The sequence below is a fragment of the Streptomyces sp. NRRL S-118 genome (genome assembly GCF_000716335.1).
In the GTDB taxonomy this organism is placed as follows: Bacteria; Actinomycetota; Actinomycetes; order Streptomycetales; family Streptomycetaceae; genus Streptomyces.
Map to the genome: position 1 here is coordinate 1 of NZ_JOBL01000104.1, position 23462 is coordinate 23462.

The window sequence follows — 23462 nt, forward strand, 5'->3', positions numbered from 1 at the left end:
TCCGACACACCATACGGCCGACGCTAGAAGCACCGGCTTCCCAAGTCATGGGCCCACGGGCCCAGTCGGGGTGGAACAGGTCAGCGGAACTCGTGGACGACCTCGATGGTGCCGACGATGTGCCGGTTGAACTCGTCGAGCTCCTCCGCCGGGACCCACAGCTCCAGGATGGTCCGGCCCCCGGCCTGCTGGACGGGGTACCTCGTGAGGAAGTCGGACTCCACCTCGAAGCGGGTCACGAACCCGGCGCCGCTGTGCTTCACGTTCCAGTCCCGCGCGATCATGATCGCGTAGTCCTCGTTGAGGACGGGGTAGAAGATCGGCTGCTCCGGCAGCCGGGGCGGCCAGGCGCGCCACCCCGACTCCTCGACCAGCCGGAGCTCGTCAGGGCCGGTCGGGCGCCACAGGGTCGTCGTCGCGGGTGGGAGAGACATGCGCCGGACGATAGCGGCAGCTGGTGCCGCCCGGCGAGGCGGTTTCCGCGTCGGCCCCGCCGGCGACTCCGTCCGCGGTTCCGCCAGCGGTCCCGCCAGCGTTTTCGTCAGCGGTCCCGTCAGCCGGTGAAGCGCCGGACGTAGCGCTTCTGCCAGGGCGTTTCCACGGCGTGGCGGTCGTACTCCCGGCGGACGAACTCCACGGCCCGGTCGGCCGGGACGCCGTCCAGTACGGCGAGGCAGGCGAGGGCGGTGCCCGTACGGCCGCGGCCTCCGCCGCAGGCGATCTCGACGCGCTCGCCGGCCGCCCGCTCCCACGCCTCGCGGAGGACGGTCAGGGCGTGTGCGCGGTCGGCGGGCAGCCGGAAGTCCGGCCAGCGGATCCACTCCGCTTCCCACGGGACTTCGGGCGGCCGCTTGCCGAGCAGGTGGACGGCGTACGTCGGTGGGGGGCCGGCCGGGAGCGGCCGGCGGAGCCCGCGGCCGCGGACGAGCCTCCCGGAGGGCAGCCGCAGGACGCCGGAGTCGGTGGCGTTCCAGGTCTCGGTCACCCGTCCACCGTAGATCCTGTGCGGGACGACCGGGCCGCATCCGGCGAAGCGGCCCGGCTTCCTCTGTCAGCCGCCGGTAGCGCCGCGCTGGAAGGAGACCTCCACGCGGCGGTTCTTCTTGCGGCCTTCCTCGGTGCTGTTGTCGGCGATCGGGTACTGCTCGCCGTAGCCCCTGATCTCGAAGGTGATCCCCTCGGCGGTCAGCTCCTTGGACAGGGCGTTGTGCACCGCCTCGGCGCGCTGCTTGGACAGCACGTCGCCGTGGGCGGAGGAGCCGAGGTTGTCGGTGAAGCCGAAGACGCGGACCTTCCGGGCGTCCTGCTTCTTGATCTCCGCGGCGATCGCGGCGATACGGGCGCTGGCGTTGCCGGAGAGCGCGGCGCTGTCCTTGCCGAACAGCACCTCGGCCTGGAGGGCGAACTTGATGTCGGCGTTCGTGTCCTCACGGCGCTCCTCGCCGGCCAGGTCCTCGACGACCGACTTGATGTCGAGCACCTTGGGCGGCGCGAGGGTGGCCCCGTCGGGCAGCTTCAGGTCGGCGTCGCCCGGATCGACCTCGACCGGCGGCGTGGCGGACGCGGACGGGTACGGACTGTCCTCGGCCATCGCCTCGGGCGCGACCCCGATCCCGAACGCGAGCGCCCCGGCGACGACGGTGACGGCGACGCGGGCGCGGATTCTCCGGTGGGTGGTGGTGGCCGTGCTCATCAGGAGATCTCAATCGGAGCGTTCGGGAAGCCGGGGAACTGGAGGTCGACCGTGGTGGTGGAGGCCGGCGGCGCGGGGAACTGGGCGAAGAAGGTGAGGCTCTTGCCCGCATCGATGCCCGAGTCGTATCCGGTCGTGGTCAACGGGCGGTTGTCGGTGTCGCGCAGGACGTAGTAGCGCTTCTTGCCCGCCGAGTCCACCAGCGTCATCGCAGCCAAGGACGGTCCGGTGGACGCGACCTCGCGCTCCTGACCGCTCCACTGCACCGGCGTGACGATCCGGCTGCCGGAGGTGTTCTTGAATTCGCCCGAGACAGTAAGGAACCCCCCCTGGTCCCGCTTGGCTTCGTGGATCACCATGTCGAGGCCCTTGTCGCCCTTGAGCGTGGCCAGCGTCTTGCTCTTGTCCGGCAAGGTCTGACCGCCATCATCGGCTGAGCTCTGGTTGGCGGCAGGCTCGGAGCTCTGCTTGTTCCCCTCCTGCCCACCGGTCCCTTCACCGCCTCCACAAGCCGCTGTGAAGAGCAGGCTCGCTGCCAGCAGGGCGGCCGCGCCCGTTCGACGCGCTGTCCTTGCATGCCGAATGTTCATGGTTGCCATTCCTTTGTGCTCGTCATTCGCGGTCAGTCCTCGGCCAGCCTGACGGTGAAAAGATCCGACATGTCCGGGAGGAGGTCCAGGTTCCCCGGATCTATATCCCATCTCCCACCGTCACAGACGAGCTCGCCGGGCGACACGGGTCCGGCGTTTCCTTCGCCCGCGTCACCGTCGCCCCCGTCATCCGGATTGTCATCCTGTTCCGCTGCCTCGAAAGTGCACAGCGGTTCGACCACGGCCGTGGCCGTGGTCTCCGCGTGCTTCTCGTCCGTTCCCTCGATGATGCTGGTGCCCATGGACTCCTTGGACCTGACCTTCACGGTGAAGGCCCAGCGGCCGTCAGCCGTCGGGTCGCACCCGAGCAGTTCCGCCTCGTTGCGTGTGGCGTAATGGCTCGCGGCGTTGCATCCGTACACCCTGCCTATGAAGTCGCCGCCGAAGATGTCATCGAGGTAACCGGGCGTCAGGATGTTCGCGAGGAATTCGTCCTCGAACTGGTCCCTGGACTCCCGGGCCGCAGCCAGCGCAGCCGCGTCGGCCGCGGATTGCGCGCCGTTCCGGGTGACGTCCGCCTGACCGAACGCGAAGAAGACCAACGCAAGAAAGAGCAGGCCCACGACCGCTGTGATGTACAGCGGTGTGGCCTGCCCCGACTCGCGACGGGACGTTCCCGTCACCCACCGTTGAGCACTTCGTCGATCTTTTCCTTGAACTTGTTCGCGATCGACTCGCCCATCTTCGTGTTCATCACGGCCACCACGATCGCCACCACCAGAATCGTGATGCCCACGTACTCGATCGCACCCTGGCCGCGGTCCCGGCGGGACCTCATCTTCTCGACGCGGGTGTTCGCCCAGTGGCCGATGTAGACCTGCGTCGTGGTGACGGCCTTCAGCGTGGCGTCCTTCATCATGGTGTGCCCCTCCCGTGTCGGCGTGCGTCCTCGTGGTGTCACGGGCGGTACCGGCTTCCTCCTGGCCGGTCCCGCTGGCGACACCGAGAACGTACGTCCCGGAAGGGCGAGCCCACATGGGCCTCAGGGCCCAACCGCGGGCCCATTCAGGGGCTTGGGCCTTCAGGGTCCTCATGCCGGGCCCCCTCGGCGGACGCCGTGCCAGATGGCGATGGCTTCGCCGCGGCTCGTGGCGTTGAGCTTGGCGAAGATGCGGTTGATGTGGTTCTTGACCGTCTTCTGGCTGATGAAGCACGTGGCGGCGATCTGCTGATTGGTCAGGCCCGACGCGATCAGGTCCATCACCTCCACCTCCCTCTGACTCAGCTCGGTGAGTACGCCTGGAGACGAATGTGCCACATTCGCTTGCGAAAGCGAAGGCTTTTCAGCAAACCGTTGCGCACTCAACTGCGGTTCACGCACAGCGTCGTGAGAGGGGGACTCCGGCGACGGATGTGCGGGTGCAGACGGTGGCTGCGATGCGGTGAACGCCGCGCCCAGCCCGTCCGGTAACGGACCCGCACCCTGCGGCGGTGTGCCGTCGCGCACGGTGGCCAGCAGGGCGCCCGCGGCCGTCGGGGTGAAGTGGGGGCGGCCCTGCCTGATGTCGCGGACCGCGGCCACCAGCTGATCGGCCGTGAACTCGCCGTGGACGAGGTAGCCACCCGCACCCAGGCGCAGGGCCTCGTGGACGATGGCGCTCTCGCGGCTGTACGTCATCATCAGCACCGGTGCCAGCCGCACCAGGTGCGGCAGCGCGGAGATGCCGTCCACACCCGGCATGCGGACGTCGAGCAGCACCACGTCCGGGCGGAGCCGGACCGTCGCGTCGTACGCCTCGCGGCCGTCGCCCGCCTCGGCGACGACCTCGATGTCGTCCCGGCCCGACAGCAGGACCGTCAGGCCCGCGCGGACCACCGGGTTGTCGTCGGCGACGACCACCCGGAGCACGGGTGGGGTGGGGAGTGAGGGGAACTCCCCGGACGCCGTGGAGGTGTGCTGCGACACCTGCGTCTGGTGTGTCCAGTGGTGACCGGAACTGTGTGAGATGTCGTCCGGCATGGTGCGGCCTCCTTCCTCGTCTCAGGTGGTGATGGGCTGTTTCGGGATGTACGGCAGCGGGGGCGGGTCCGGGGTCAGGGCCCGGACCGGGATGTCCAGGCGCACTTCCGTGCCGTGCGCCGCACGGCCCCGGCCGATGCGGATGCGCGCGCCGATCGAGGCGGCGCGCTCGACCATGCCGACCAGCCCGAAGTGGCCGGCCCGCTTGAGCTGGTCGAGGCTCGTGCCGGCCGGCAGACCCCGCCCGTCGTCGTACACGCTCACGCGCAGGACGTCGCCCACCACGCCCGCCGAGACGTCGACATACGTGGGGCGGGCGTGGCGGTGGGCGTTCTCCATGGCCTCGGAGGCGATGGTCAGCAGATGGCGGGCGACGACCTGCGGCACGGGCGGCGGCGGCGCGGCGCCCAGTCGGCGGAACTCCGCGCGGACGTCATGGCGGCGGGCGAAGTCGGCCGTGCGGGCGGCGAGCTCGGTGAGCACGTCGACGCCGCCGTCCAGGCCGGAGTCGCGACGCAGGTCGGAGAGCAGCTCGCGGGACTCGGCGGCGGCCCGCCGCGCCGAGCGGGCGACGAGCTCGGCCTGGCGTTTGAGCGTGCGCGGGTCCATCCGGTCGGCCGAGCCGGCGAGCCCGTCGGCGGCGAGCGCGATGCCGTGGAGGGTCTTGGCGACGGAGTCGTGCATCTCGCGGGCGAGCCGGGCCCGTTCCTGCTCGACGGCCTCGTGGACGGCGAGCCGCGCCCGCGCCTCCGTCAGGGCCTGGCTGGCCGCCCCGAAGCCGAGCACCAGGCCCCGCAGTGCGCTGCCGACCGCGCCGGTGATGAGGCACAGGCCCGGCAGCAGCAGCGCGTCCGCGTTGAGCTCCACCTTGTCGCTGACGCCGTACGCGCCGGCCAGGACCAGCGACTGGCAGACGGCGAAGACCGCCCCGCCGCGCCAGCCGTAGACCAGGCCCGCGAGGAGCGGTGTGCAGATGGTGACGTACGCGAGGGTCGACGCGGGGGAGGCGGTGACCAGCAGCAGCGCGCCGAAGAGCATGTCGACGGCGAGCAGTGCGGGGTGGCGCAGCAGGACGGGGCCGAACCGCTCCCAGTCGCGCAGCAGGGCGTACGACACCATGAAGGTGACGGTCACGGCGGCGACGACCAGCCAGGTGCCGAGGCGCGAGGTGGTGCCCCCCAGCGAGAAGGGGACGGCCAGCGCGATCATCGCCATGCGGAAGCCGAAGACCTGGCGGCACATCGCCTGCAGCGCGTTGACCTGGAGGGGCAGGGAGGGCGCGGCGTCCATCAGACGCCGCCGAACATGTCGTCGAAGTTGACGCCCGAGGCGTAGTAGAAGCCGACCGCGATGAGGATCATCGTGCCGGGCAGCATGAAGCTGGTGACGATGAGGGTGGCCTTGGGGACGGCCTTGGCTGCCTTGCGGCGGGCGTTCTGGGCGTCCGTGCGGCGCATGTCGTCGGCGATCTGGATCAGCGTGTCGACGATCGGCGCGCCCAGCTCCTCGCCCTGCTGGAGCGCGGAGACGAACATCGAGACCTGTTCGGAGCGGTTGCGGCGGCGCAGTTGCTCGAAGGCGTCCCGGCGGCTGACGCCCATGTCCATCTGGCGCAGCGTGATGCGCAGTTCGTCGGCCCACGGGCCTTCGTACTTCTCCGCCACGCGTTCGAGGGCCTGCCGGAAGCCGAGGCCGGCGGAGACGACCACGGCGAGGACGTCGAGGAAGTCGGGCAGGGTGCGCTCGATGTCGTCCTTGCGGCGGCTGATGGCCGACCGGATGATGACGTCGGTCCAGAACCAGCCGTACACGAAGAGCAGGACCGCCAGCACCAGCTGGCCGTTCATGAGCATGGCCAGCGCGGAGATCGTGCCGAGGCCGGTGTACACGGCGCGCCGGGCGGCGTACCGGTCGACGGTCATGCCGCCGGGGTTGCCCGCCATGTCGAGCTTGCGGCGCACCTTGTCGACGCGCTTGGGGCCCATCATGCGCAGCACGCGCGGCGCGTGGCGCATGCCGATGCGGTCGATGGCGGAGCCCGTGGCGGTGGTGCGGGTGGCGCCGACCTCCAGGGCGATGGCGAGGTCGCCGGGGAGCTTGGCGTCGGCGCGGTACATGCGGATGCCGTGGAAGGCGCCGTACACGGCGAGTCCCGCGACGGCGGCGAGGAGCAGTTCCACAGGTGTCGTCCCCTCTCAGATCCGTACACGGGTGAGGCGGTTGATGAGGAAGAAGCCGAGGGCGTACAGCCCGGCCGAGATGATCACCGCGACCTTGCCGGCGAAGGCGCCGGTCATGTCGTCCAGCGCGCCGGCCCGCATCGAGTTGATGATCATCAGGAACCCGAGGCCGAGGACGGGCACCATGATCGCGGTGACCTTGACCTGCGAGAGCAGGGTGGAGACCTCGCGCCGGGTCTCCTTGCGTTCCTCCAGCGTCTCGGTGAGGTTGCGCAGGGAGGAGACGATGGTGCCGCCGGCGCGGTTGGACAGGATGAGGGTGGTCACGAGGACGGTCAGCTCGCGGGAGGGGAGCCGTTCGACGAGGTCGCCCAGGGCGTCGTCGAGGGACCGGCCGACGGCGAGCTGGTCGGCGACCCGCTTGAGCTCCTCCCCGGCCGGGTCGTCGAGTTCCTCGGCTGCCATGGCGATGGCGGTCCGCAGGGCGAGGCCGGCCTGGGTGGCGTTGGCGAGGACGCGGGTGAGTTCGGGGAGCTGGTTGATGAAGCCCTCGGTGCGCTTGAGGACTTGCCAGTTGAGGAAGGCGTTGGCGCCCCACAGGCCGATGACGGCCGCGATCAGTCCGAAGAAGGGGGCGAAGACGGAGCCGGCGATGAAGTAGAGCGCGAGCAGCGCGGCGACGACGTACACGGCGTACTCGCCGACCGTCAGGTCCAGTCCCGTCGTCGTGATCCTGCGCTCGATGCGCTTGCCGAACGCGGTGCGGCGCAGCCGCCGGTCGATGCCGGCGAAGCGGCGGCGGCGGCCCGGGAGGGCGATCTGGCCGGTCTGGGACATCCGCTCCAGGAGGACCTGCTGGTGGGCCTTGCCCGAGGTGTAGACGTGCACGCCGACGACGGCGGTGAGGCAGGCCAGCAGGGTGACGCCGAGAGTCAGGAGGGGGAGATTGTCCATGTCGGGTGTCCAGGTGGGTCGGGGACGGTGTGGGCGTCGGCGGACGCGGGCCGGGCGGAGGGAGCGGACGGGCCGGGCGGCGGCGCGGAGGGAGCGGGCGCGGTCCGGGCGGGGTGCCGGGGTGCGGGACCGCGCGCCGGGCGTTCCGGGTCAGGCGACCGCCCGGCGCAGGGCCAGCTGTTCCTCGGACTGGGCGACGCCGTACGCCGCGGGGATGGCCTCCCCCTTCATGTAGAGCCGTTCGGCGGTGCGGCGCGGCAGCGGGAAGTACTCGAAGTGTCCGTGGATCCGCCCGTCGGCGGTCATCGGCTGGGCGTGGAAGCGGCAGACGGTCACGATCCGGTACTCCTCACGGCCGTGCGAGTCGACCACGGCGATCTCGGTGATCCTGCGGGCGCCGTCGGCGCTGCGGGTCAGCTGGACGATGACGTCGACCGCGCTGTTGATCTGGTCCTTGATCGCGACGAACGGGATCTCGACCTCGGACATGGAGCCGAGGGTCTGCAGACGCATCAGCGCGTCCTCGGCGCTGTTGGCGTGGACGGTGGCCAGCGATCCGTCGTGACCGGTCGACATCGCCTGGAGCATGTCGAGCGTCTCACCGCCGCGGACCTCGCCGACGATGATGCGGTCGGGGCGCATGCGCAGCGAGTTGCGCACGAGGTCGCGGATGGAGACGTGACCCTTGCCCTCGACGTTGGCGGGGCGGGACTCCAGGGTGATGACGTGGGACTGCTGGAGCTGGAGCTCGGCGGAGTCCTCGATCGTGACGATGCGCTCGCCGTCTGGGATGAGGCCGGAGAGGGCGTTGAGCAGGGTGGTCTTGCCGGTGCCGGTGGCGCCGGAGACGATCAGGTTGAAACGTGCCCGGACGAGCCCGGCGAGCAGCATCATCATGTGCTCGTCCAGCGAACCGAGGCCGATCATCTCCTGGAGGGTGAAGGCCCGCGGGAAGCGGCGGATGGTGAGGATCGGGCCGCTGAGCGAGAGCGGCGGGATGATGACGTTGACGCGCTCGCCGCTGGGGAGGCGGGCGTCGACCATCGGGTTCGCCTCGTCCACGCGGCGGTTGACGGTGGAGACGATGCGCTCGATGGTCTGCATCAGCTGGTCGGTGGAGGAGAACCGCAGCGGCAGCTGCTCCAGGCGCCCGCCCCGCTCGACGAAGACCTGGTCGGGGCCGTTGACCATGATCTCGCTGATGGAGGCGTCCTCCAGGAGCGGTTCCAGGATGCCGAGCCCGAGGGCCTCGTCGACGACGCGGCGGATGAGCTGGGAGCGCTCGACCGTGGACAGGACCGGGCCTTCGCGGCTGATGATGTGGCCGAGGACGCGCTCCAGACGGGCACGGCGCTCGGCGGCCGCGAGGGCCGACATCTCCGCGAGGTCGATCTCCTCGAGCAGCTTGGCGCGGTAGACCCCGACGAGGTGGTCGCCCTCGGTGTGGCCCTTCGTCGGCTCCGGGCTGTTGATGCGCGCCCGCAGGCTCATCTCGTCCTCAACTCCCTGGTACTGCGGTGGCTTGCGTGGCTCAGTCCTTGGGCATGGTCGTGCTCTTGCGTACGGGGCCGAAGTCGATGCCGGGTACGACGGAGGGAATGGCGACCGTGACCTCGACGGTGACCTCGTCGCCCGCCGGGCCGCCCCGGAAGGTGGCGCCCTTCTCCAGCCAGTCGCTCATGGCCGCGCTGCCCGCCTGCTGGGCGCTGCCCTCCCCCAGCGACACCGCCCTGGCGGCCGCCCGCGACGCCGTACCCGCCTGCTGAGCCGCGTACACGGCGAGTCCGAGCTGGACGACGGCCATGGCCACGAACAGCAGCAGGCCGAGCATGCCGACGTACTCGATGGCGGCCTGGCCCCGTTCCTGGCGGGGGTACCGGATCGCGCGCATGGGTCACCACCTGCTCTCGAGGGGCGCGGCGGCCTCGCCGGGTATGGAGATCGGGAGGTCGAACCCGCCGGGGAAGAGCAGCGGGACCTGCACGTTCGCGGTCGTCCGGAACGTGTCGCCCTCCTCGCGGCAGTCGTACTCGGCGGCCCACGCGCCCGGCATGTCCTCGCCCGCCGCGGCCTGGCAGGCGGCCGGCCCGCCGACCGTGCCGGCGCGCACGCCCTTGTCCGCCGCGTTGCCCGCGAGCGAGAAGGTGTAGCCGACCAGCGCCGCCTGCCACAGGAGGGCCAGCGTCACCAGGATCAGGGGCAGCGTGCCGGTGAACTCGATGACCGTCTGCCCCCGGTCGTCGAGACGTCCCGTCCTCGGAAGTGCCATGACTCGACGTGCCCCCCTCAACGCGATGCCGTCGTTGCCCGTCACTTGTTCCTGCTACGCAGCATGCCGATCGAACCGCGGTCGCCCCGGAACCTTCCCGGTTTCTCCACGCCTTCGGGCGCCTTCACCAGTCCGAGTTCCCCGGCCAGCGCCCACATCGCCTGCTTCACCGCGGACTTGGCCTCCAGGTCCTGCATCCGGCCCGCGTCGACCGCCGCCTGGAGCTCCTTGAAGCCGGCGGGCACGGCGGTGCGGGTGACACGGGTGCCCGTGATGCGTTCGATGAGCGGGGGCTGGATCTCGGTGTTGCGGGTGTGGCGGTTGACCACGGTCACCGTCTCCTCCGCCTTGCGGATCTGCAGCCGGTCCCAGAGCCGCACCATCCGCTTGGCCGCCCGTACGGTGACCACGTCGGGGGTGGTGACCAGCAGGGTGAGGTCGGCCATCTCGACGGCTGCGGCGTTGGCCCCGTCCATATGGGTGCCGCAGTCGACGACGACGATCTCGTAGCGGTGGCGCAGCGCGCTGACGACCTGGCGTACGGCGCGGTCGTCGACCTCCTCGCCCCGCTCGCCCTCGGCCGGGGCGAGCAGCAGCCCGATGCCGGTCGGGTGGGAGAACAGCGCGTCCTGGAGGACGCGCGGCGAGATGTCCTGGATGCCGGCGAGGTCGACGACGGAGCGCCGGAACTGCACGTCCAGGTAGGAGGCGACATCGCCGGCCTGGAGGTCGAGGTCGGCGAGCGCGGTGTTCATGCCGGAGGCGCGGGCAGCCAGCGCGAGCTGGACGGCGAGCACCGTCGTCCCGACCCCGCCCTTGGCCCCGCTGACGGTGACGACCGTGCCGCCGGGGCCGGTGTGGAGGTCACCGGCTCCGTGCCCCAGGTGGCGCCGTACGCCGGTCGACCAGGAGGCCGCGGCCTGGACGCGCTGGGCGAGCTCCTCGTACGACATCGGCAGTCCGGCCAGGCCGCGGGCGCCGGAGTCCATGGCGGCCGAGTACAGCCCGGGGCTCGCGTCGGACGTGACGAGGATGACCCCGACCGCCGGAAAGCGGAGGGCGACCTCCCGGATCAGCTCCAGGGCTGGGACCGGACCGATCCGTTCGTGGACCAGCACGACCTCGGGCAGCTCGTCGAGCGACTCGGCGGCGAGCCGGGCCAGCGTGTCGAGCAGCGAGGTCGAGTCCCCCACCGGCCCGGCCGGCTCCGCGTCGGGGAGCTGGCTGAGCAGCGTGGTGATGGATCGGGCGGCGTCGGCGTCACCGACGGCCGGGAGGATGCGTGTGGTCATCCGGCCCTCACTTGTTCTTGTCTTCTTCGAGGGTGTACGTGCCGTCACCGGGGCGGAGGGTGGTCGGGCTGCCGTCCGCGATCAGGGCCAGCCGTACGTGGACGGCGAAGGACTCGGCGAAGGCGACGCGCTGGGCGTCGAGGGTGTTGAGCGCGAAGGTGATGGGCACGGCCTCGGTGGCGCGGCTGCCGCGGTCGTCGCGGCTCGGCTCCAGCGGGGTGAGCTTGCCGACGTCGATGACGCGGGCGTTGGTCACGATGATGCGGGACTCGGCGATCTCCCCCTTGCCCTTCCCCTCGTCGTCGAAGGTGGCGAAGATGTTGACCAGCGAGCCGGGGGTGATCTTGCCGGCGACGCCGGTGGCGGCGTCGATCATGATGGCGATCTCCTGCTGGCCGTTCTCCAGCGCGGGTCGTTTGACGATCATGTCGTTCTGGAGCAGCGAGCCCTTGCGGAGCTGGGTGACGGCGATCTTTCCGTCCAGTACGCCGAGGTCGGTCACCGCGTTCTCGGAGAGCCAGCGCTCCGGCATTTTGATCTTCTCGAACTGGGCGGGCTGCAATGCCGTGTAGGCGGCCACGTCCGTCTTGACGCGGTACGCGGTGACTTCCGGTCCGACCTTGGAATTCACATCGCTGATCACCGAAAGAACCCCGGCGAACGCGCCCAATGCGCACAGCACGGAGAGGAGGAGCAGAATGACGCCGCGGCGTTGCCGTGAATTCATGAGCGGGACAACCTCGTTGGGAGACGGTGGCTGGCGTGCACGTGCGGGCTTTCTCACGGGGCCGTACGCGGCCGTGGACCCCCGGGGGGCGGCATCGCGGCCTCGGCGTGCGTGCTACGACCCGTGGCGCATCGGTGTTCCATGGTTCAGGACACCGTCGGGCCGGTTCCGGTTCTCGGGCGGCGTGAGCGGCGCGGAGCAGAATCCGCAACGATCACCGATGAGTTCGATCCCGCACCAGGTGCACACTTCGCGTCTCACCGAGGAGACCAGCTGGTAAAGGACCGAGATGTCGGGCAGGAAGGCGGCGAATTCGATCAGCTTGGCCGTTCCCCACCACCCGGGGGAATCGGCGGGCAGCGGGGCTTCCTGTACGCCCTGGACCCGCCAGGCCGGTGCGAGCACGGTGGTCGCCCAGTCCGACGGCAATTGGCCTTTGGCGACCAGCAGGTGCGTGCCGAATTCGGGTCCGGCGAGTTCGCCGGTGCCGATCTTCACCAATTGGGGGTGGGGATGGGCGAGCACGCCGAACTGCGAACCGGGGACCCACGACTTGGCGTGCGTCTTCAGGCTCACCGGGACCCGGTCCAGTTTGGTCACGGAATTGAGCAGCGCGCCCGCGTAGATGTAGTGCGACAGCAGCCGGGCGGCCGAGGCGATGACGCCGGCGCTGAAGTCGCAGACCGACAACTGCCGCAGCTGCCGGACGAGTACCGCGACCCCGAGCGGCGGCAGGTCCAGCTTCAGCAGGGCGATCCGGTCGCTCTCCAGGACGGACCGGACGGTGTGCAGCCGCCGTTCGTGCGCGACCGGCACGGAGGCCGGGTACAGGGCGATGACGTAGCCGTGCTGCTCCACCAGGACCTGCATGTCGGCGAGCGCCGCGTCCAGGGGCTGGTCGCCGGGCGCCTGGAGCAGCGCCGCGGTGGGTGTGTGGTGGTCGGTCGGCGGCAGCACCAGGTCGGCGCTGGTCACGGCTATTGCGGTCGGCACGCTGGTTCCCCGTTCGGCTCCGGCCGCCGGGGGTCCGGAGGCCGCAGTTACGCACTGCTACGTGCTGCTTCCCTACTGCTTCTGCCCAGCACTTTATCCACGTCCTACGAGGCAGAGAACACCTTTCGGGACGCTTGCGGGACGGGAGTTCCGAAGGGGCCGCGCCTGTCGCCGGTCATCCGGACCATCCGAACGGGTGATGGGCCCTCAGGTACGCCTCGCTGCCGGAGGTCTTGACAACGCGATTGGTCTGGACCAACTTTACGCCAGCGGTGGCCACCGTTCTCCGTCCGTACCCCCGACTCCCCCACCGGAGGCAGCAAGTGGACCGCTCACGCTCACGCAGATGGCTCGGTGGTGCCCTGGCACTCGCCGTCGGATCCGGCCTGGCGGTCACCGGCGGAGCCGGCACCGCGTACGCCGCCGACGTCAACGTCGCCAGGAACGCCGGCTTCGAGGCCGGGCTCGCCAACTGGACCTGCTCGGCGGGCAGCGGCACCACGGTCTCCTCCCCCGTGCACGCCGGGACCGCCGCGCTCAGGGCCACGCCCGGCGGGCAGGACAACGCCCGCTGCGCGCAGACCGTGACCGTCCGGCCCAACTCCACGTACACGCTGAGCGCCTGGGTGCAGGGCGGGTACGCGTACCTCGGCGCGAGCGGCACCGGCACCACCGACGTGTCGACGTGGACGCCGGACTCGGCCGGCTGGAAGCAGCTGACCACCCGCTTCACCACCGGCGCGAACACCACGCAGGTGACCGTCTACACGCACGGCTGGTACGGGCAGGCCGCCTACTACGCCGACGACGTCTCGGTCTTCGGTCCCGACGGGGGCGGGGGCGGCGACCCCGACCCGGTGGTCCCCGCCACGCCCGCCGGGCTGACCACCGGCGCGGTGACCTCGTCGTCCGTCGCCCTGAGCTGGAACGCCGTCCCCGGGGCGACCGGTTACCACGTCTACCGCGACGGCACCAAGGTGCAGTCCGTGACCGGGACCTCGGCCACCGTGACCGGGCTGGCCGCGAACACCTCGTACGGCTTCCAGGTCAGCGCCGCCAACGCGGCGGGCGAGTCGGCGAGGTCGGCGGTGGTGACCGGCAGGACGTCGGACGGCGGGACGAACCCGAACCCCGCGGTGCCGCGGCACGCGGTGACCGGCTACTGGCAGAACTTCGACAACGGCGCGAGGGTGCAGAAGTTGCGGGACGTGCAGGCGCAGTACGACATCATCGCCGTCTCGTTCGCCGACTCGACGGCCACGCCCGGCCAGATCGTCTTCAACCTCGATCCGGCCGTCGGCTACGCCTCGGTGGCCGACTTCAAGGCGGACATCGCGGCGAAGAAGGCCGCCGGCAAGTCGGTGATCATCTCGGTGGGCGGCGAGAAGGGCAACGTCACCATCAACAGCGACGCGTCGGCGACGGCCTTCGCGAACAGCGCGTACGCGCTGATGCAGGAGTACGGCTTCAGCGGGGTCGACATCGACCTGGAGCACGGGATCAACTCCACGTACCTGACCAGGGCGCTGCGCCAGCTGTCGGCGAAGGCGGGGCCGGGCATGGTGCTGACGATGGCGCCGCAGACCATCGACATGCAGAACACCGGCACCGAGTACTTCAGGACCGCGCTGGCCGTGAAGGACATCCTCACGGTCGTGAACATGCAGTACTACAACAGCGGCTCCATGCTCGGCTGCGACGGCAAGGTCTACGCGCAGGGGTCGGTGGACTTCCTGACCGCGCTGGCCTGCATCCAGCTGGAGGGCGGCCTGGACGCCTCGCAGGTGGGGCTCGGCGTCCCGGCCTCGCCGCGCGGCGCGGGCAGCGGGTACGTCGACCCGTCGGTGGTGAAGAACGCGCTGGACTGCCTGACGCGCGGCACCGGCTGCGGCTCCTTCAAGCCGTCGAGGACCTACCCGGCGCTGCGCGGCGCGATGACCTGGTCCACGAACTGGGACGCGACCGCCGGCAACGCCTGGTCCGGCGCGGTGGGCCCGCACGTGCACAACCTGCCGTAGCCCCTCACCCGGGCGGGCGGTTCCCCAGGTAGTGGTGCAGTACGGGGCCCAGCTCGGCCAGCCACTGGTCGAGCTGGGCCCTGCGGCGTGCGGTGACCCGGCACTCGTAGAGCATGCCGCCGGGGTGGCGTACGGCGACCATGAGCACATGGCCGTGGGGCGCGGGGGCGAAGTGCGCCGTCGCGACCCCGGCCCACGGGAAGTCCATGGTGTGGCCGTTGACCTCCAGGCCGATCCCGGAGGGGTCGACGACGACGGAGTTGTGCCGGTCGTGGGCGACGAACTCCGGGCCGCCGGCCGGGGCGGCGGGCTGGGGCGGCTGGTACGGGTGCGGCTGCTGATACGGGTGCGGCTGCGGCGGCTGAGGCTGGTGAGGGTACGGCTGCGGGTACGGCTGCGCTACGGGTATCGGGGGCCCGAAGCCCGGTGGCGGTGGCGGCATGCTCATGCCTGCAGTATCTACCAGGGCAGCTCCCGCACCTGCTGCACGCACAGCACGACGAACAGCAGCCCGGCCGCGACCAGCATGGCGTTGCTGAGCATGCCGTTGCGCCACTCCCGCGGCGTGCGCTCCGAGTTGAGCAGCCAGACCAGGGTGAGGGCCAGGAACGGCATGAAGAACGCGCCGATCACGCCGTACACGATCACCAGGCCGAACGGCTGGTCCAGGAAGAGCAGACTGATCGGCGGGAAGGTCAGCCACAGGAGGTACGCCCGGAACGGCAGCGACTTCTCGCGCTGCACGACCGTGGCCGCGTCACCGCCGCCGCGCTGCTTGCGGAAGCGGGTGACGAAGTCGGCGAACATCAGGCTCACGCCGTGCCAGACGCCGATGAGGGAGGTGAAGGAGGTGGCGAAGAAGCCGACCAGGAAGAGCTTGGCGGTCGCGGTGCCGTACCGGGCCTCCAGGACCTCGCCGAGGTCGAGGAGCCCCTTGTCGCCCTTGGCCAGCGCCACGCCGGAGGAGTGCAGCAGCTCGGCGCCGACGAAGAGCATCGCCACGACGAAGATGCCGGTGGTGATGTAGGCGACGCGGTTGTCGAGCCGCATGACCTTGATCCAGCTGATGTCGGTCCAGCCCTTGGCGTTCACCCAGTAGCCGTACGCCGCCAGCGTGATGGTGCCGCCGACGCCGCCGATCAGGCCCAGGGTGTAGACGAGCGAGCCCTCCGGCAGGACCGGAGCGAGGCCGGCCACCGCCGAGCCGAGGTGCGGGGTGACCCGGACGGCGAGGTAGACGGTGACCACGAACATCACGCCGACCAGGACCGTCATGACCTTCTCGAAGACGGCGTAGCGGTTGAACCAGACGAAGACCAGCCCGGTCAGGCCGCACAGCACGGCCCACCACTTCAGGTCCATGACGTCCGGGAAGAGCGCGCTCAGCGGCAGCGCGCTGGAGGACATGGCGGCCGCGCCGTAGACGAAGCCCCAGACGACGACGTACCCGACGAAGTAGACGGTCGTCCAGGCACCGAGGCTCCGCCAGCCGTCGAAGAGGGTGCGGCCGGTGGCCAGGTGCCAGCGGCCGGCGGCCTCCGCGAGCGCGATCTTGACGAGGCACCCGATGACGGCGGCCCACAGGAGCGTGTAGCCGAACTTGCTGCCCGCGATGAGCGTCGCGACCAGGTCGCCGGCGCCCACGCCGGTGGCCGCGACGACGATCCCGGGGCCGATGGAGCGCCAGCTCGGCCTGCGGGGTGCGGTGCTCCCGCCGGTCTCCTCGCTCCGTACGGTCTCTGCACCTGCCATGTCCGGCCACCTTCCGCTCGTGATCGTCGACGTTCCGTCACGAAAGCGGGTCCTCGGCGATCCCGCAAGGGGACCGGCCGGACGCGACCTTGGCCGGAGCCGACCCTTGACGCGCTCATGCCAGGGCCGGACGATGCCTCGCACGGGGAGAGCCCCCCGTACCCCCCACCCAGGAGACGACAAGCATGCGACTTCGCATACGCGGCGCGCACGGCAGAAGGTCCGCCACCCTCACGGCCTTACTGGCGCTCGCCGTCGTGGCACCGCTCGCCGCCACCACCACGACGGCCGCCGACGTGCCGGCCACCCCCGCCGCCACCACGGAGGAGGTCATCCGGCAGTACGAGATCCACGGCCCGTCCACCGCGGCCGAGCGCACCGCCCTCGCCGCGACCGGTGTCTCGATCGACGAGGTCGATTCCCACGCGGTCGTGGTCAGCGCCGACACCGGTCAGGCGAAGCGGCTGCGGGCCCTCGGGTACGCGCTCGAAGCCCTGCCCGCGCCGCCCGACCGGTCCGGCGGGAAGTCCGTCGGCGCCCTGGACTTCCCCTCCGCCGACGCGCGGTACCACAACTACGCCGAGATGAACGCGGAGATCGCCCAGCGGCTCCAGCAGTACCCGAACATCATGAGCCGCCGGGTCATCGGCAAGACGTACCAGGGCCGGGACATCGTCGCCATCAAGATCAGCGACAACGTGGCGACGGACGAGAACGAGCCCGAGGTGCTCTTCACCCACCACCAGCACGCCCGCGAGCACCTCACCGTCGAGATGGCGCTGTACCTGCTGCGCGAACTCGGCGCCGGGTACGCGACCGACTCCCGGATCACCAGCGCGGTCGACAACCGTGAGCTCTGGATCATCCCCGACCTCAACCCGGACGGCGGCGAGTACGACATCGCCTCCGGCTCCTACCGCAGCTGGCGCAAGAACCGCCAGCCCAACTCCGGTTCCTCGTACGTCGGCACGGACATGAACCGCAACTGGAACTTCAAGTGGGGCTGCTGCGGCGGCTCCTCGGGCTCGTACGGCTCCGAGACCTACCGCGGCTCGGCGCCCGAGTCCGCCCCCGAGGTGAAGGTCGTCGCCGACTTCGTCCGCTCGCGCGCCGTGGGCGGCAAGCAGCAGATCCGGGCGGCCATCGACTTCCACACGTACAGCGAGCTCGTGCTGTGGCCGTACGGCTACACGTACAACGACACGGCCCCCGGCCTGACCCAGGACGACCGTGACGCCTTCGCGGCGGTCGGCCGCAAGATGGCCGCGAGCAACGGGTACACCCCGCAGCAGTCGAGCGACCTCTACGTCACCGACGGGTCGATCGACGACTACCTCTGGGGCGCGCACAAGATCTTCGGCTACACCTTCGAGATGTACCCGAGGAGCTCCGGCGGTGGCGGCTTCTACCCGCCCGACGAGGTCATCGAGCGCGAGACCGGCCGCAACCGTGACGCGGTGCTGCAGCTGATCGAGAACGCGGACTGCATGTACCGGTCGATCGGCAAGGAGCAGCAGTACTGCGCCTGACGGCGCGAGGGCCGTCGTGGCACGGGCGTCGCCGCCCTGCCGCGACGGCTCCGTCCGGTCGCGCCCCGCCCGGCGCCGCCCCGGCGCGGCTGTCAGCCCAGGACGGCCAGGGCGTCGATCTCGATGAGCAGGCCGGCGGGGAGGCCGACGTAGACGGTGGTGCGGGCGGCCGGGGGCACGGTCAGGTCCCGGAAGTACTCGTCGTAGATCTCGTTCATCTCGGCGAAGTGCGCCGTGTCCGTGAGGTAGACGCGGATCATCATCACGTCGTCCCAGGTGGCGCCGCCCTCCGTGAGCACCGCCTCGACGTTGGCCAGGGTCTGGAGGGTCTGCTCGCGCAGGGTGGGGCCGGCGACGGCCGGGGCCCGTCCCCCGACCGCCGGGAGGAAGCCGACCTGGCCCGCGACCTGCAGGATGTTGCCCTTGCGCACGCCGTGGGAGAAGGCGGCGGGCGGCGCGGTGTGGGTGGCGGGGGTGAGCGCGGTCTTCTCGGTCATGCGGTGTCCTTCGGTGGTGTGGTGCCGGAGTAGTCCCGGGTGATGGCGTCGGCGGTGCGGCGCACCAGCGGGAGCAGGGCGAGGAGTTCGTCGGCGGTGACGACGACGTTGGGGGCCGAGACGGACATGGCGGCGGCGACGCGGCCGTCGGCGCCGCGAACGGGGGCCGCGACGCAATTGATGGACTCCTCGTGGCCACCGAGGTCGGAGGCCCAGCCCTGTTCGCGGACGGCCGCCAGCTCCGTGAGGAAGGCGGCGGCGTTCGGGGTCGAACGGGGCGTGTACATGGGGTAGTCGAGCTTCGCGGCGAGGGCGCGGCGCTCGGCCTCGGGGAGGTCGGCGAGGATCAGCTTGGCGACCGCGGCGACGGTGATCGCCACGGGCTTGCCGATCCGCGAGTACATCCGCACCGGGTAGCGGCTCTCGACCTTGTCGATGTAGAGGACCTCCCCCTCCTCGTACACGGCCAGGTGGACGGTGTGGCCGGTCTGCTCGCCCAGCCGTACGAGGTGGGGGTGGGCGATCCCGCGGATGTCGAGGTTCTCGACGGCCTCCTGGGCGAGCGCGAAGAGCCGGGCGCCGAGGCGGTAGCGCTGGTCCTCCTGCCGGTAGACCAGGCCGTGCTCGTGCAGGGTGCGCAGCAGCCGCAGGGCGGTCGACTTGTGCACGCCGAGGGCCTCGGCGACCCGGCCGAGGTCGGCGGGACCCTGCGCGAGCAGCGGCAGGATGCTGAGCGCGCGGTCGACGGTCTGGCTCATGGCGTGCGTACCTCCAGGTCCTCCCCGGTCCGCGTCCAGCCGGGGCCGAGGTGCAGTCTCCCCCAGGAGTCGTCGTCCAGCGCCGCGAGCCGGTCGGCGAGTGCGGCGCCGGGCGGCGCTGCGAGGTCACCGGGCACGGTGAGCGCGGCGGCGGCCACGAGGTGCCCGTGCCGCAGCCTCGCCCGCAGGCCGAGCCCGCGCAGGGTCGCGCCGAGGAACCCGGCGGCGAAGGCGTCGCCGGCGCCGGCGGCCGCGACGACGTCGACCCGGGGTGCGGGTACGGAGACGACGATGTCGCCCGCGGGCGCGCAGCCGGGCGCGGGCGCGATCCCCCGGGCGGGAGCGGAGCCGGATGCGGGGGCGGGGCCCGGCGCGGGGGCCCGGCCGCGAGCGGGAGCGGAGCCGGGCGCGGGGGCGGGGACGTGGCCCGCGCGGCGGGTGAAGGCCGTCGCGCCCCGCGCGCCCTGCTTGACCACCAGGACCTCCGGTTCGGGGAGGGCCTCGCGGATCGCGGACGCCCCGCGCAGGGACCACGCCGCGGCCGCCTCGTCCTCGCCGACGAAGACGACGTCGGCCCCGCGGGCGAGGTCGAGCAGCACGGTTGGGGCGGCGGGCGCGGTGCGCCACAGCTCCGGGCGGTGATTCACGTCGAAGGAGACGAGCGGCCGCCCGGGGCGCGGGCGGGTGAGGTCGCGCACCAGGGCGAGGCAGCCCGGGGAGAGCGCGGCCGTGATGCCCGACAGGTGCAGGACGCGGGTGGACCGCAGGTCCTCGTACGGGACGGTGCGCGGGGACATGGCCGACGCGGCCGAACCGGCGCGGTGGTAGACGACCTCGTGGGCCGCGGTGCCGCGGTCGGCCGCCGTGCGGAAGTAGACGCCGGTGGGGCGCAGCGGGTCGCGCCGTACCGCGGACGTGTCGACGCCGTACGCCGCGATCGCCTCGACCAGGTGGTCGCCGAAGCCGTCCGCGCCGACCCGGCCGACCCACCGGACCCGGTGCCCGGCGGCGGCCAGGGCGCAGGCGACATTGGACTCGGCGCCGCCGATGGCCCGGGTGAAGGAGGGCACGTCGGCGAGGCGGCCGGGGCGCGAGGGCAGGAAGGCGACCATGGACTCGCCGAGACAGACGACGTCGCTTCCGGTCACGCTGGGCTCCTCACGGGCGCGGCGGATCCATTGACCCGGCGTTGCGCCGGATGTTAGACAGCCGCAAGCGTTATACGCAACGACCATTGCAGTATGTGCAACTGTGCACCGCAGAGAGGGAGGGCGCGCATGACGGACGCCGCCGACACCATCGACCGCCTCCGGGACGAGCGTGTCGACCACCGCTTCAAAGGGCTGCCGCTCGACGCCGATGGCCTGACCGTCGGCGAGCTCGCCGCCCAGCGCCGCAACCTCTTCACCGGCGGGTTCACCACCCCCGTGCTCGCGCTCTCCGCCGAGTCCGTCGAGCACAACCTGGCCGTCCTCGAGGCGTACTCCGAGCGGCACGGCCTGGCCTTCGCCCCGCACGGCAAGACCTCCATGGCGCCGCAGCTCTTCGCCCGCCAGCTGGCGTACGGCGCGTGGGGCATCACCGCCGCGGTACCGCACCAGGCGCGCGTCTACCGGGCGTTCGGCGTCCCGCGGATCTTCCTCGCCAACGAGCTCGTCGACGCCGCCGCCCTGCGCTGGCTGGCGCGGGAGCTCGCCGAGGACCCCGGCTTCCACTTCGTCTGCTACGTCGACTCGGTACGCGGCGTGGAGCTGATGGACGAGGCGCTCGACGGAGCGGCACGCCCCGTCGACGTCGTCGTCGAGCTGGGCGCGGGCGACGGCGCACGCACGGGCGCACGCACGGAGGCCGACTGCGACGCCGTCGCGGAGGCCGTCGCCGCGGCCCGGCACCTGCGTCTGGTGGGCGTCGCCGGGTACGAGGGCGAGGTACCGCAGGCGACCGGGGCGACCGTCCGGGACTGGCTGCGCCGGCTCACCGCGCTCGCCGCCCGCCTGGACGCGGCGGGCCGCTTCCCGGCCGGCGTCGAGGAGATCGTCGTCAGCGCCGGCGGCAGCGCCTGGTTCGACACGGTCGCGGAGGTGTTCGCCGAACTGCCGCCGCTCTCCCGCCCGGTGCTGAAGCTGCTGCGCTCCGGCGCGTACGTGTCGCACGACGACGGCCAGTACCGCGCCCTCACGCCCTTCAACCGGGTCCCCGACGAGGGCGCCCTCCAGCCCGCGTTCCGCCTGTGGGCCCAGGTGGTGTCCCGCCCGACCGCCGGGCAGGCGTTCGTCAACGCGGGCAAGCGGGACGCGGCGTACGACCTCCACCTGCCCGAGGCGCAGGTCGTGCGCTCGGCGCGGGACGGCTCGGTCCGGCCGGCCACCGGGATCACGGTCAGCCGCCTGTCCGACCAGCACGCCTGGCTGGACACGGCCGAGGGGGCGGAGCTGGAGGTGGGCGACTGGGTCGGGATGGGCCTGTCCCACCCCTGCACGGTGTTCGACAAGTGGCAGCTGATCCCGCTCGTGGAGGCGGACGGCACGGTCGCCGACTTCGTCCGCACCTTCTTCTAGGGCCCGGTGGCCATGGACCTCGTCATACGGGACGTCCGCGTCGTCGACGGCACGGGCGGCCCCTCCGTCCGCGCCGACGTAGGCATCGAGGGCGGCAGGATCGCCGCCCTGCGCACCCCGGGCGAACCGGCGCTGCCGGGCCGGCGTGTCCTGGACGCCCACGGACTCGCCCTCGCCCCCGGTTTCGTCGACATGCACGCCCACAGCGACCTGGCGCTGCTGCGCGACCCCGACCACAGCGCCAAGGCCGCGCAGGGCGTCACGCTGGAAGTGCTCGGCCAGGACGGCCTGTCGTACGCACCCGTGGACGACCGCACCCTCGACGAGGTCCGCACCGCCATCGCCGGCTGGAACGGCGGGGGGCCCGGCGACCCCTCCGTCGACTTCGACTGGCGGACCGTCGGCGAGTACCTCGACCGCCTGGACCGGAACTTCGGCGGACAGGGCATCGCGGTGAACGCCGCGTACCTGATCCCGCAGGGCACGGTCCGCGCCCACGTCATGGGCTGGGACGACCGGCCGCCCACGGACGCCGCGCTGGCCCGGATGAAGACGCTGGTCGCCGAGGGCATGGAGCAGGGCGCGGTCGGCATGTCCTCGGGTCTCACCTACACGCCCGGCATGTACGCCGACGACTCCGAACTCGCCGCCCTGTGCCGGGTCGTGGCGGCGTACGACGGCTACTACTGCCCGCACCACCGCAGTTACGGCGCGGGCGCACTGCGGGCGTACCAGGAGATGGTCGCCCTCGCGCGGGAGGCCGGCTGCGCGCTGCACCTGGCCCACGCCACCATGAACTTCGGTGTCAACGAGGGCAGGGCGCCCGAGCTGCTCGCGCTGCTCGACGCGGCGCTCGACGCGGGGGCGGACATCTCCCTGGACACCTACCCGTACACGCCCGGCTGCACGACCCTCGTCGCGTTGCTGCCGAGCTGGGCGAGCGAAGGCGGCCCGGAGGCGGTCCTGGCCCGGCTGCGCGACGACGCGACCGCCGAGCGCGTCCGCCATCACCTCGAGGTCCTCGGCTCGGACGGCTGCCACGGCGTGCCCGTCGCATGGGACACCGTCGAGGTCTCGGGGGTCGGCGACCCCTCGCTCGCCGCCTTCGTCGGCAGGACCGTCCGGCAGTCGGCGGACGCCCGCGGCGAGGAGCCGTGGACCGTCGCCCGCCGCCTGCTGATCGGCGACCGGCTCGGGACGACGGTCCTCCAGCACGTGGGCCACGAGGAGAACGTCCGCGCGATCATGCGCCACCGCGTCCACACGGGCGGCTCCGACGGCATCCTCCAGGGTGCCAAGCCGCACCCGCGCGCCTACGGCACCTTCCCGCACTACCTGGGCCGGTACGTGCGCGAGCTCGGCGTGCTGTCCCTGGAGGAGGCGGTCGCGCACCTCACCTCCCGCCCGGCGGCCCGCCTGCGGCTCCCCGACCGGGGCCTGGTCCGCGAGGGCTACCGCGCCGACCTGGTGCTCTTCGACCCGTCGACGGTCGCGGCGGGCGCGACCTTCGACGCCCCGCGCACCCTGCCGACCGGCATCCCCCACGTGCTGATCGACGGCCGCTTCGTGATCGAGGACGGCCGCCGCACGGACGCCCTGGCGGGCCGCGCGGTCCGCCGCACCCCACGCTGA

The 23462-nt window shown here is 71.7% G+C and carries 25 protein-coding genes; 4 read left to right on the plus strand and 21 right to left on the minus strand.

The features are described 5' to 3' along the window. Positions 1-80 precede the first annotated feature (80 nt). The 16 genes from IH00_RS0101070 to IH00_RS0101145 all read right to left on the minus strand — a co-directional run bounded on the left by IH00_RS0101070 (position 81) and on the right by IH00_RS0101145 (position 12700). Positions 81-434, minus strand: a complete 354-nt coding sequence (locus IH00_RS0101070) for a hypothetical protein (RefSeq protein WP_031068500.1) — start codon at positions 432-434, stop codon at positions 81-83. A 119-nt stretch (positions 435-553) separates the two neighbouring features. Beyond that, complete coding sequence (locus IH00_RS0101075) at positions 554-985, minus strand: protein-tyrosine phosphatase family protein (protein ID WP_031068502.1); 432 nt, start codon at positions 983-985, stop codon at positions 554-556. 66 nt (positions 986-1051) lie between these two features. Next, a complete protein-coding gene (locus IH00_RS0101080) occupies positions 1052-1693 on the minus strand; it encodes an OmpA family protein (protein ID WP_031068504.1) in 642 nt (213 codons plus the stop codon). Then, positions 1693-2283, minus strand: coding sequence for a hypothetical protein (locus IH00_RS0101085; RefSeq protein WP_031068506.1), 591 nt, complete (start codon positions 2281-2283; stop codon positions 1693-1695). The genes IH00_RS0101080 and IH00_RS0101085 overlap by 1 nt, the downstream gene beginning before the upstream one ends. Before the next feature lie 32 nt (positions 2284-2315). Beyond that, positions 2316-2966, minus strand: a complete 651-nt coding sequence (locus IH00_RS41540; RefSeq protein WP_031068508.1) for a pilus assembly protein TadG-related protein — start codon at positions 2964-2966, stop codon at positions 2316-2318. After that, positions 2963-3202 (minus strand): hypothetical protein, encoded by a 240-nt coding sequence (locus tag IH00_RS41545; protein ID WP_234334723.1) that lies wholly within the window; start codon positions 3200-3202, stop codon positions 2963-2965. The genes IH00_RS41540 and IH00_RS41545 overlap by 4 nt, the downstream gene beginning before the upstream one ends. Before the next feature lie 171 nt (positions 3203-3373). After that, entirely contained in the window at positions 3374-4303 is a 930-nt protein-coding gene (locus IH00_RS0101100; RefSeq protein WP_031068511.1) for a response regulator transcription factor, read from the minus strand. A 21-nt stretch (positions 4304-4324) separates the two neighbouring features. Further along, positions 4325-5593 (minus strand): sensor histidine kinase, encoded by a 1269-nt coding sequence (locus IH00_RS0101105; RefSeq protein ID WP_052411108.1) that lies wholly within the window; start codon positions 5591-5593, stop codon positions 4325-4327. After that, complete coding sequence (locus IH00_RS0101110; RefSeq protein ID WP_031068513.1) at positions 5593-6483, minus strand: DUF5936 domain-containing protein; 891 nt, start codon at positions 6481-6483, stop codon at positions 5593-5595. The genes IH00_RS0101105 and IH00_RS0101110 overlap by 1 nt, the downstream gene beginning before the upstream one ends. 15 nt (positions 6484-6498) lie before the next feature. Beyond that, on the minus strand, positions 6499-7437 hold the full coding sequence (locus IH00_RS0101115; protein WP_031068514.1) for a type II secretion system F family protein: 939 nt from the start codon (positions 7435-7437) through the stop codon (positions 6499-6501). 150 nt (positions 7438-7587) lie between these two features. Then, positions 7588-8928 (minus strand): TadA family conjugal transfer-associated ATPase, encoded by a 1341-nt coding sequence (locus IH00_RS0101120; RefSeq protein WP_031068516.1) that lies wholly within the window; start codon positions 8926-8928, stop codon positions 7588-7590. Positions 8929-8968: 40 nt separating this feature from the next. Continuing rightward, positions 8969-9328: a TadE family protein gene (locus IH00_RS0101125; RefSeq protein WP_031068517.1), complete on the minus strand. Its 360-nt coding sequence runs from the start codon at positions 9326-9328 to the stop codon at positions 8969-8971. A gap of 3 nt (positions 9329-9331) precedes the next feature. Beyond that, positions 9332-9706 (minus strand): TadE family protein, encoded by a 375-nt coding sequence (locus IH00_RS0101130; RefSeq protein ID WP_031068519.1) that lies wholly within the window; start codon positions 9704-9706, stop codon positions 9332-9334. A 41-nt stretch (positions 9707-9747) separates the two neighbouring features. Further along, a complete protein-coding gene (locus IH00_RS0101135; RefSeq protein ID WP_031068523.1) occupies positions 9748-10998 on the minus strand; it encodes a CpaE/TadZ family protein in 1251 nt (416 codons plus the stop codon). A 7-nt stretch (positions 10999-11005) separates the two neighbouring features. Then, positions 11006-11725: a Flp pilus assembly protein CpaB gene (gene cpaB, locus IH00_RS0101140; protein WP_031068525.1), complete on the minus strand. Its 720-nt coding sequence runs from the start codon at positions 11723-11725 to the stop codon at positions 11006-11008. Between the two features lie 114 nt (positions 11726-11839). Further along, complete coding sequence (locus tag IH00_RS0101145; protein ID WP_031068527.1) at positions 11840-12700, minus strand: hypothetical protein; 861 nt, start codon at positions 12698-12700, stop codon at positions 11840-11842. Between the two features lie 341 nt (positions 12701-13041). Between IH00_RS0101145 and IH00_RS0101150 the strand changes: the two genes are divergently transcribed. Then, the gene (locus IH00_RS0101150) at positions 13042-14736 is read left to right on the plus strand and encodes a chitinase (RefSeq protein WP_031068529.1); all 1695 of its coding nucleotides are present in this window, start codon (positions 13042-13044) and stop codon (positions 14734-14736) included. A gap of 4 nt (positions 14737-14740) precedes the next feature. Here the strand turns inward: IH00_RS0101150 and IH00_RS0101155 are convergent, their stop codons facing one another. Together IH00_RS0101155 and IH00_RS0101160 are read right to left on the minus strand one after the other, a co-directional pair. Beyond that, positions 14741-15184: a hypothetical protein gene (locus IH00_RS0101155; RefSeq protein WP_031068530.1), complete on the minus strand. Its 444-nt coding sequence runs from the start codon at positions 15182-15184 to the stop codon at positions 14741-14743. A gap of 11 nt (positions 15185-15195) precedes the next feature. Then, entirely contained in the window at positions 15196-16488 is a 1293-nt protein-coding gene (locus IH00_RS0101160) for an Nramp family divalent metal transporter (RefSeq protein WP_031068532.1), read from the minus strand. A 185-nt stretch (positions 16489-16673) separates the two neighbouring features. On the opposite strand from IH00_RS0101160, the gene IH00_RS0101165 reads away from it, so the two are divergent. Then, positions 16674-18017: a M14 family metallopeptidase gene (locus IH00_RS0101165; RefSeq protein ID WP_031068533.1), complete on the plus strand. Its 1344-nt coding sequence runs from the start codon at positions 16674-16676 to the stop codon at positions 18015-18017. Between the two features lie 92 nt (positions 18018-18109). Here IH00_RS0101165 and IH00_RS0101170 read toward each other — a convergent pair whose 3' ends face one another. From IH00_RS0101170 to IH00_RS0101180, 3 genes are read right to left on the minus strand one after another with little or no spacing between them, the layout of a single operon-like run. Then, a complete protein-coding gene (locus IH00_RS0101170) occupies positions 18110-18514 on the minus strand; it encodes a RidA family protein (protein ID WP_031068536.1) in 405 nt (134 codons plus the stop codon). Then, complete coding sequence (locus IH00_RS0101175) at positions 18511-19272, minus strand: IclR family transcriptional regulator (protein ID WP_031068538.1); 762 nt, start codon at positions 19270-19272, stop codon at positions 18511-18513. The genes IH00_RS0101170 and IH00_RS0101175 overlap by 4 nt, the downstream gene beginning before the upstream one ends. Next, entirely contained in the window at positions 19269-20420 is a 1152-nt protein-coding gene (locus IH00_RS0101180) for a sugar kinase (RefSeq protein ID WP_267882532.1), read from the minus strand. Before IH00_RS0101180 ends, IH00_RS0101175 begins: the two co-directional genes overlap by 4 nt. Positions 20421-20549: 129 nt before the next feature. Between IH00_RS0101180 and IH00_RS0101185 the strand changes: the two genes are divergently transcribed. Continuing rightward, entirely contained in the window at positions 20550-21830 is a 1281-nt protein-coding gene (locus tag IH00_RS0101185) for an alanine racemase (protein WP_031068541.1), read from the plus strand. A 12-nt stretch (positions 21831-21842) separates the two neighbouring features. Beyond that, positions 21843-23462: an N-acyl-D-amino-acid deacylase family protein gene (locus IH00_RS0101190; protein ID WP_031068543.1), complete on the plus strand. Its 1620-nt coding sequence runs from the start codon at positions 21843-21845 to the stop codon at positions 23460-23462.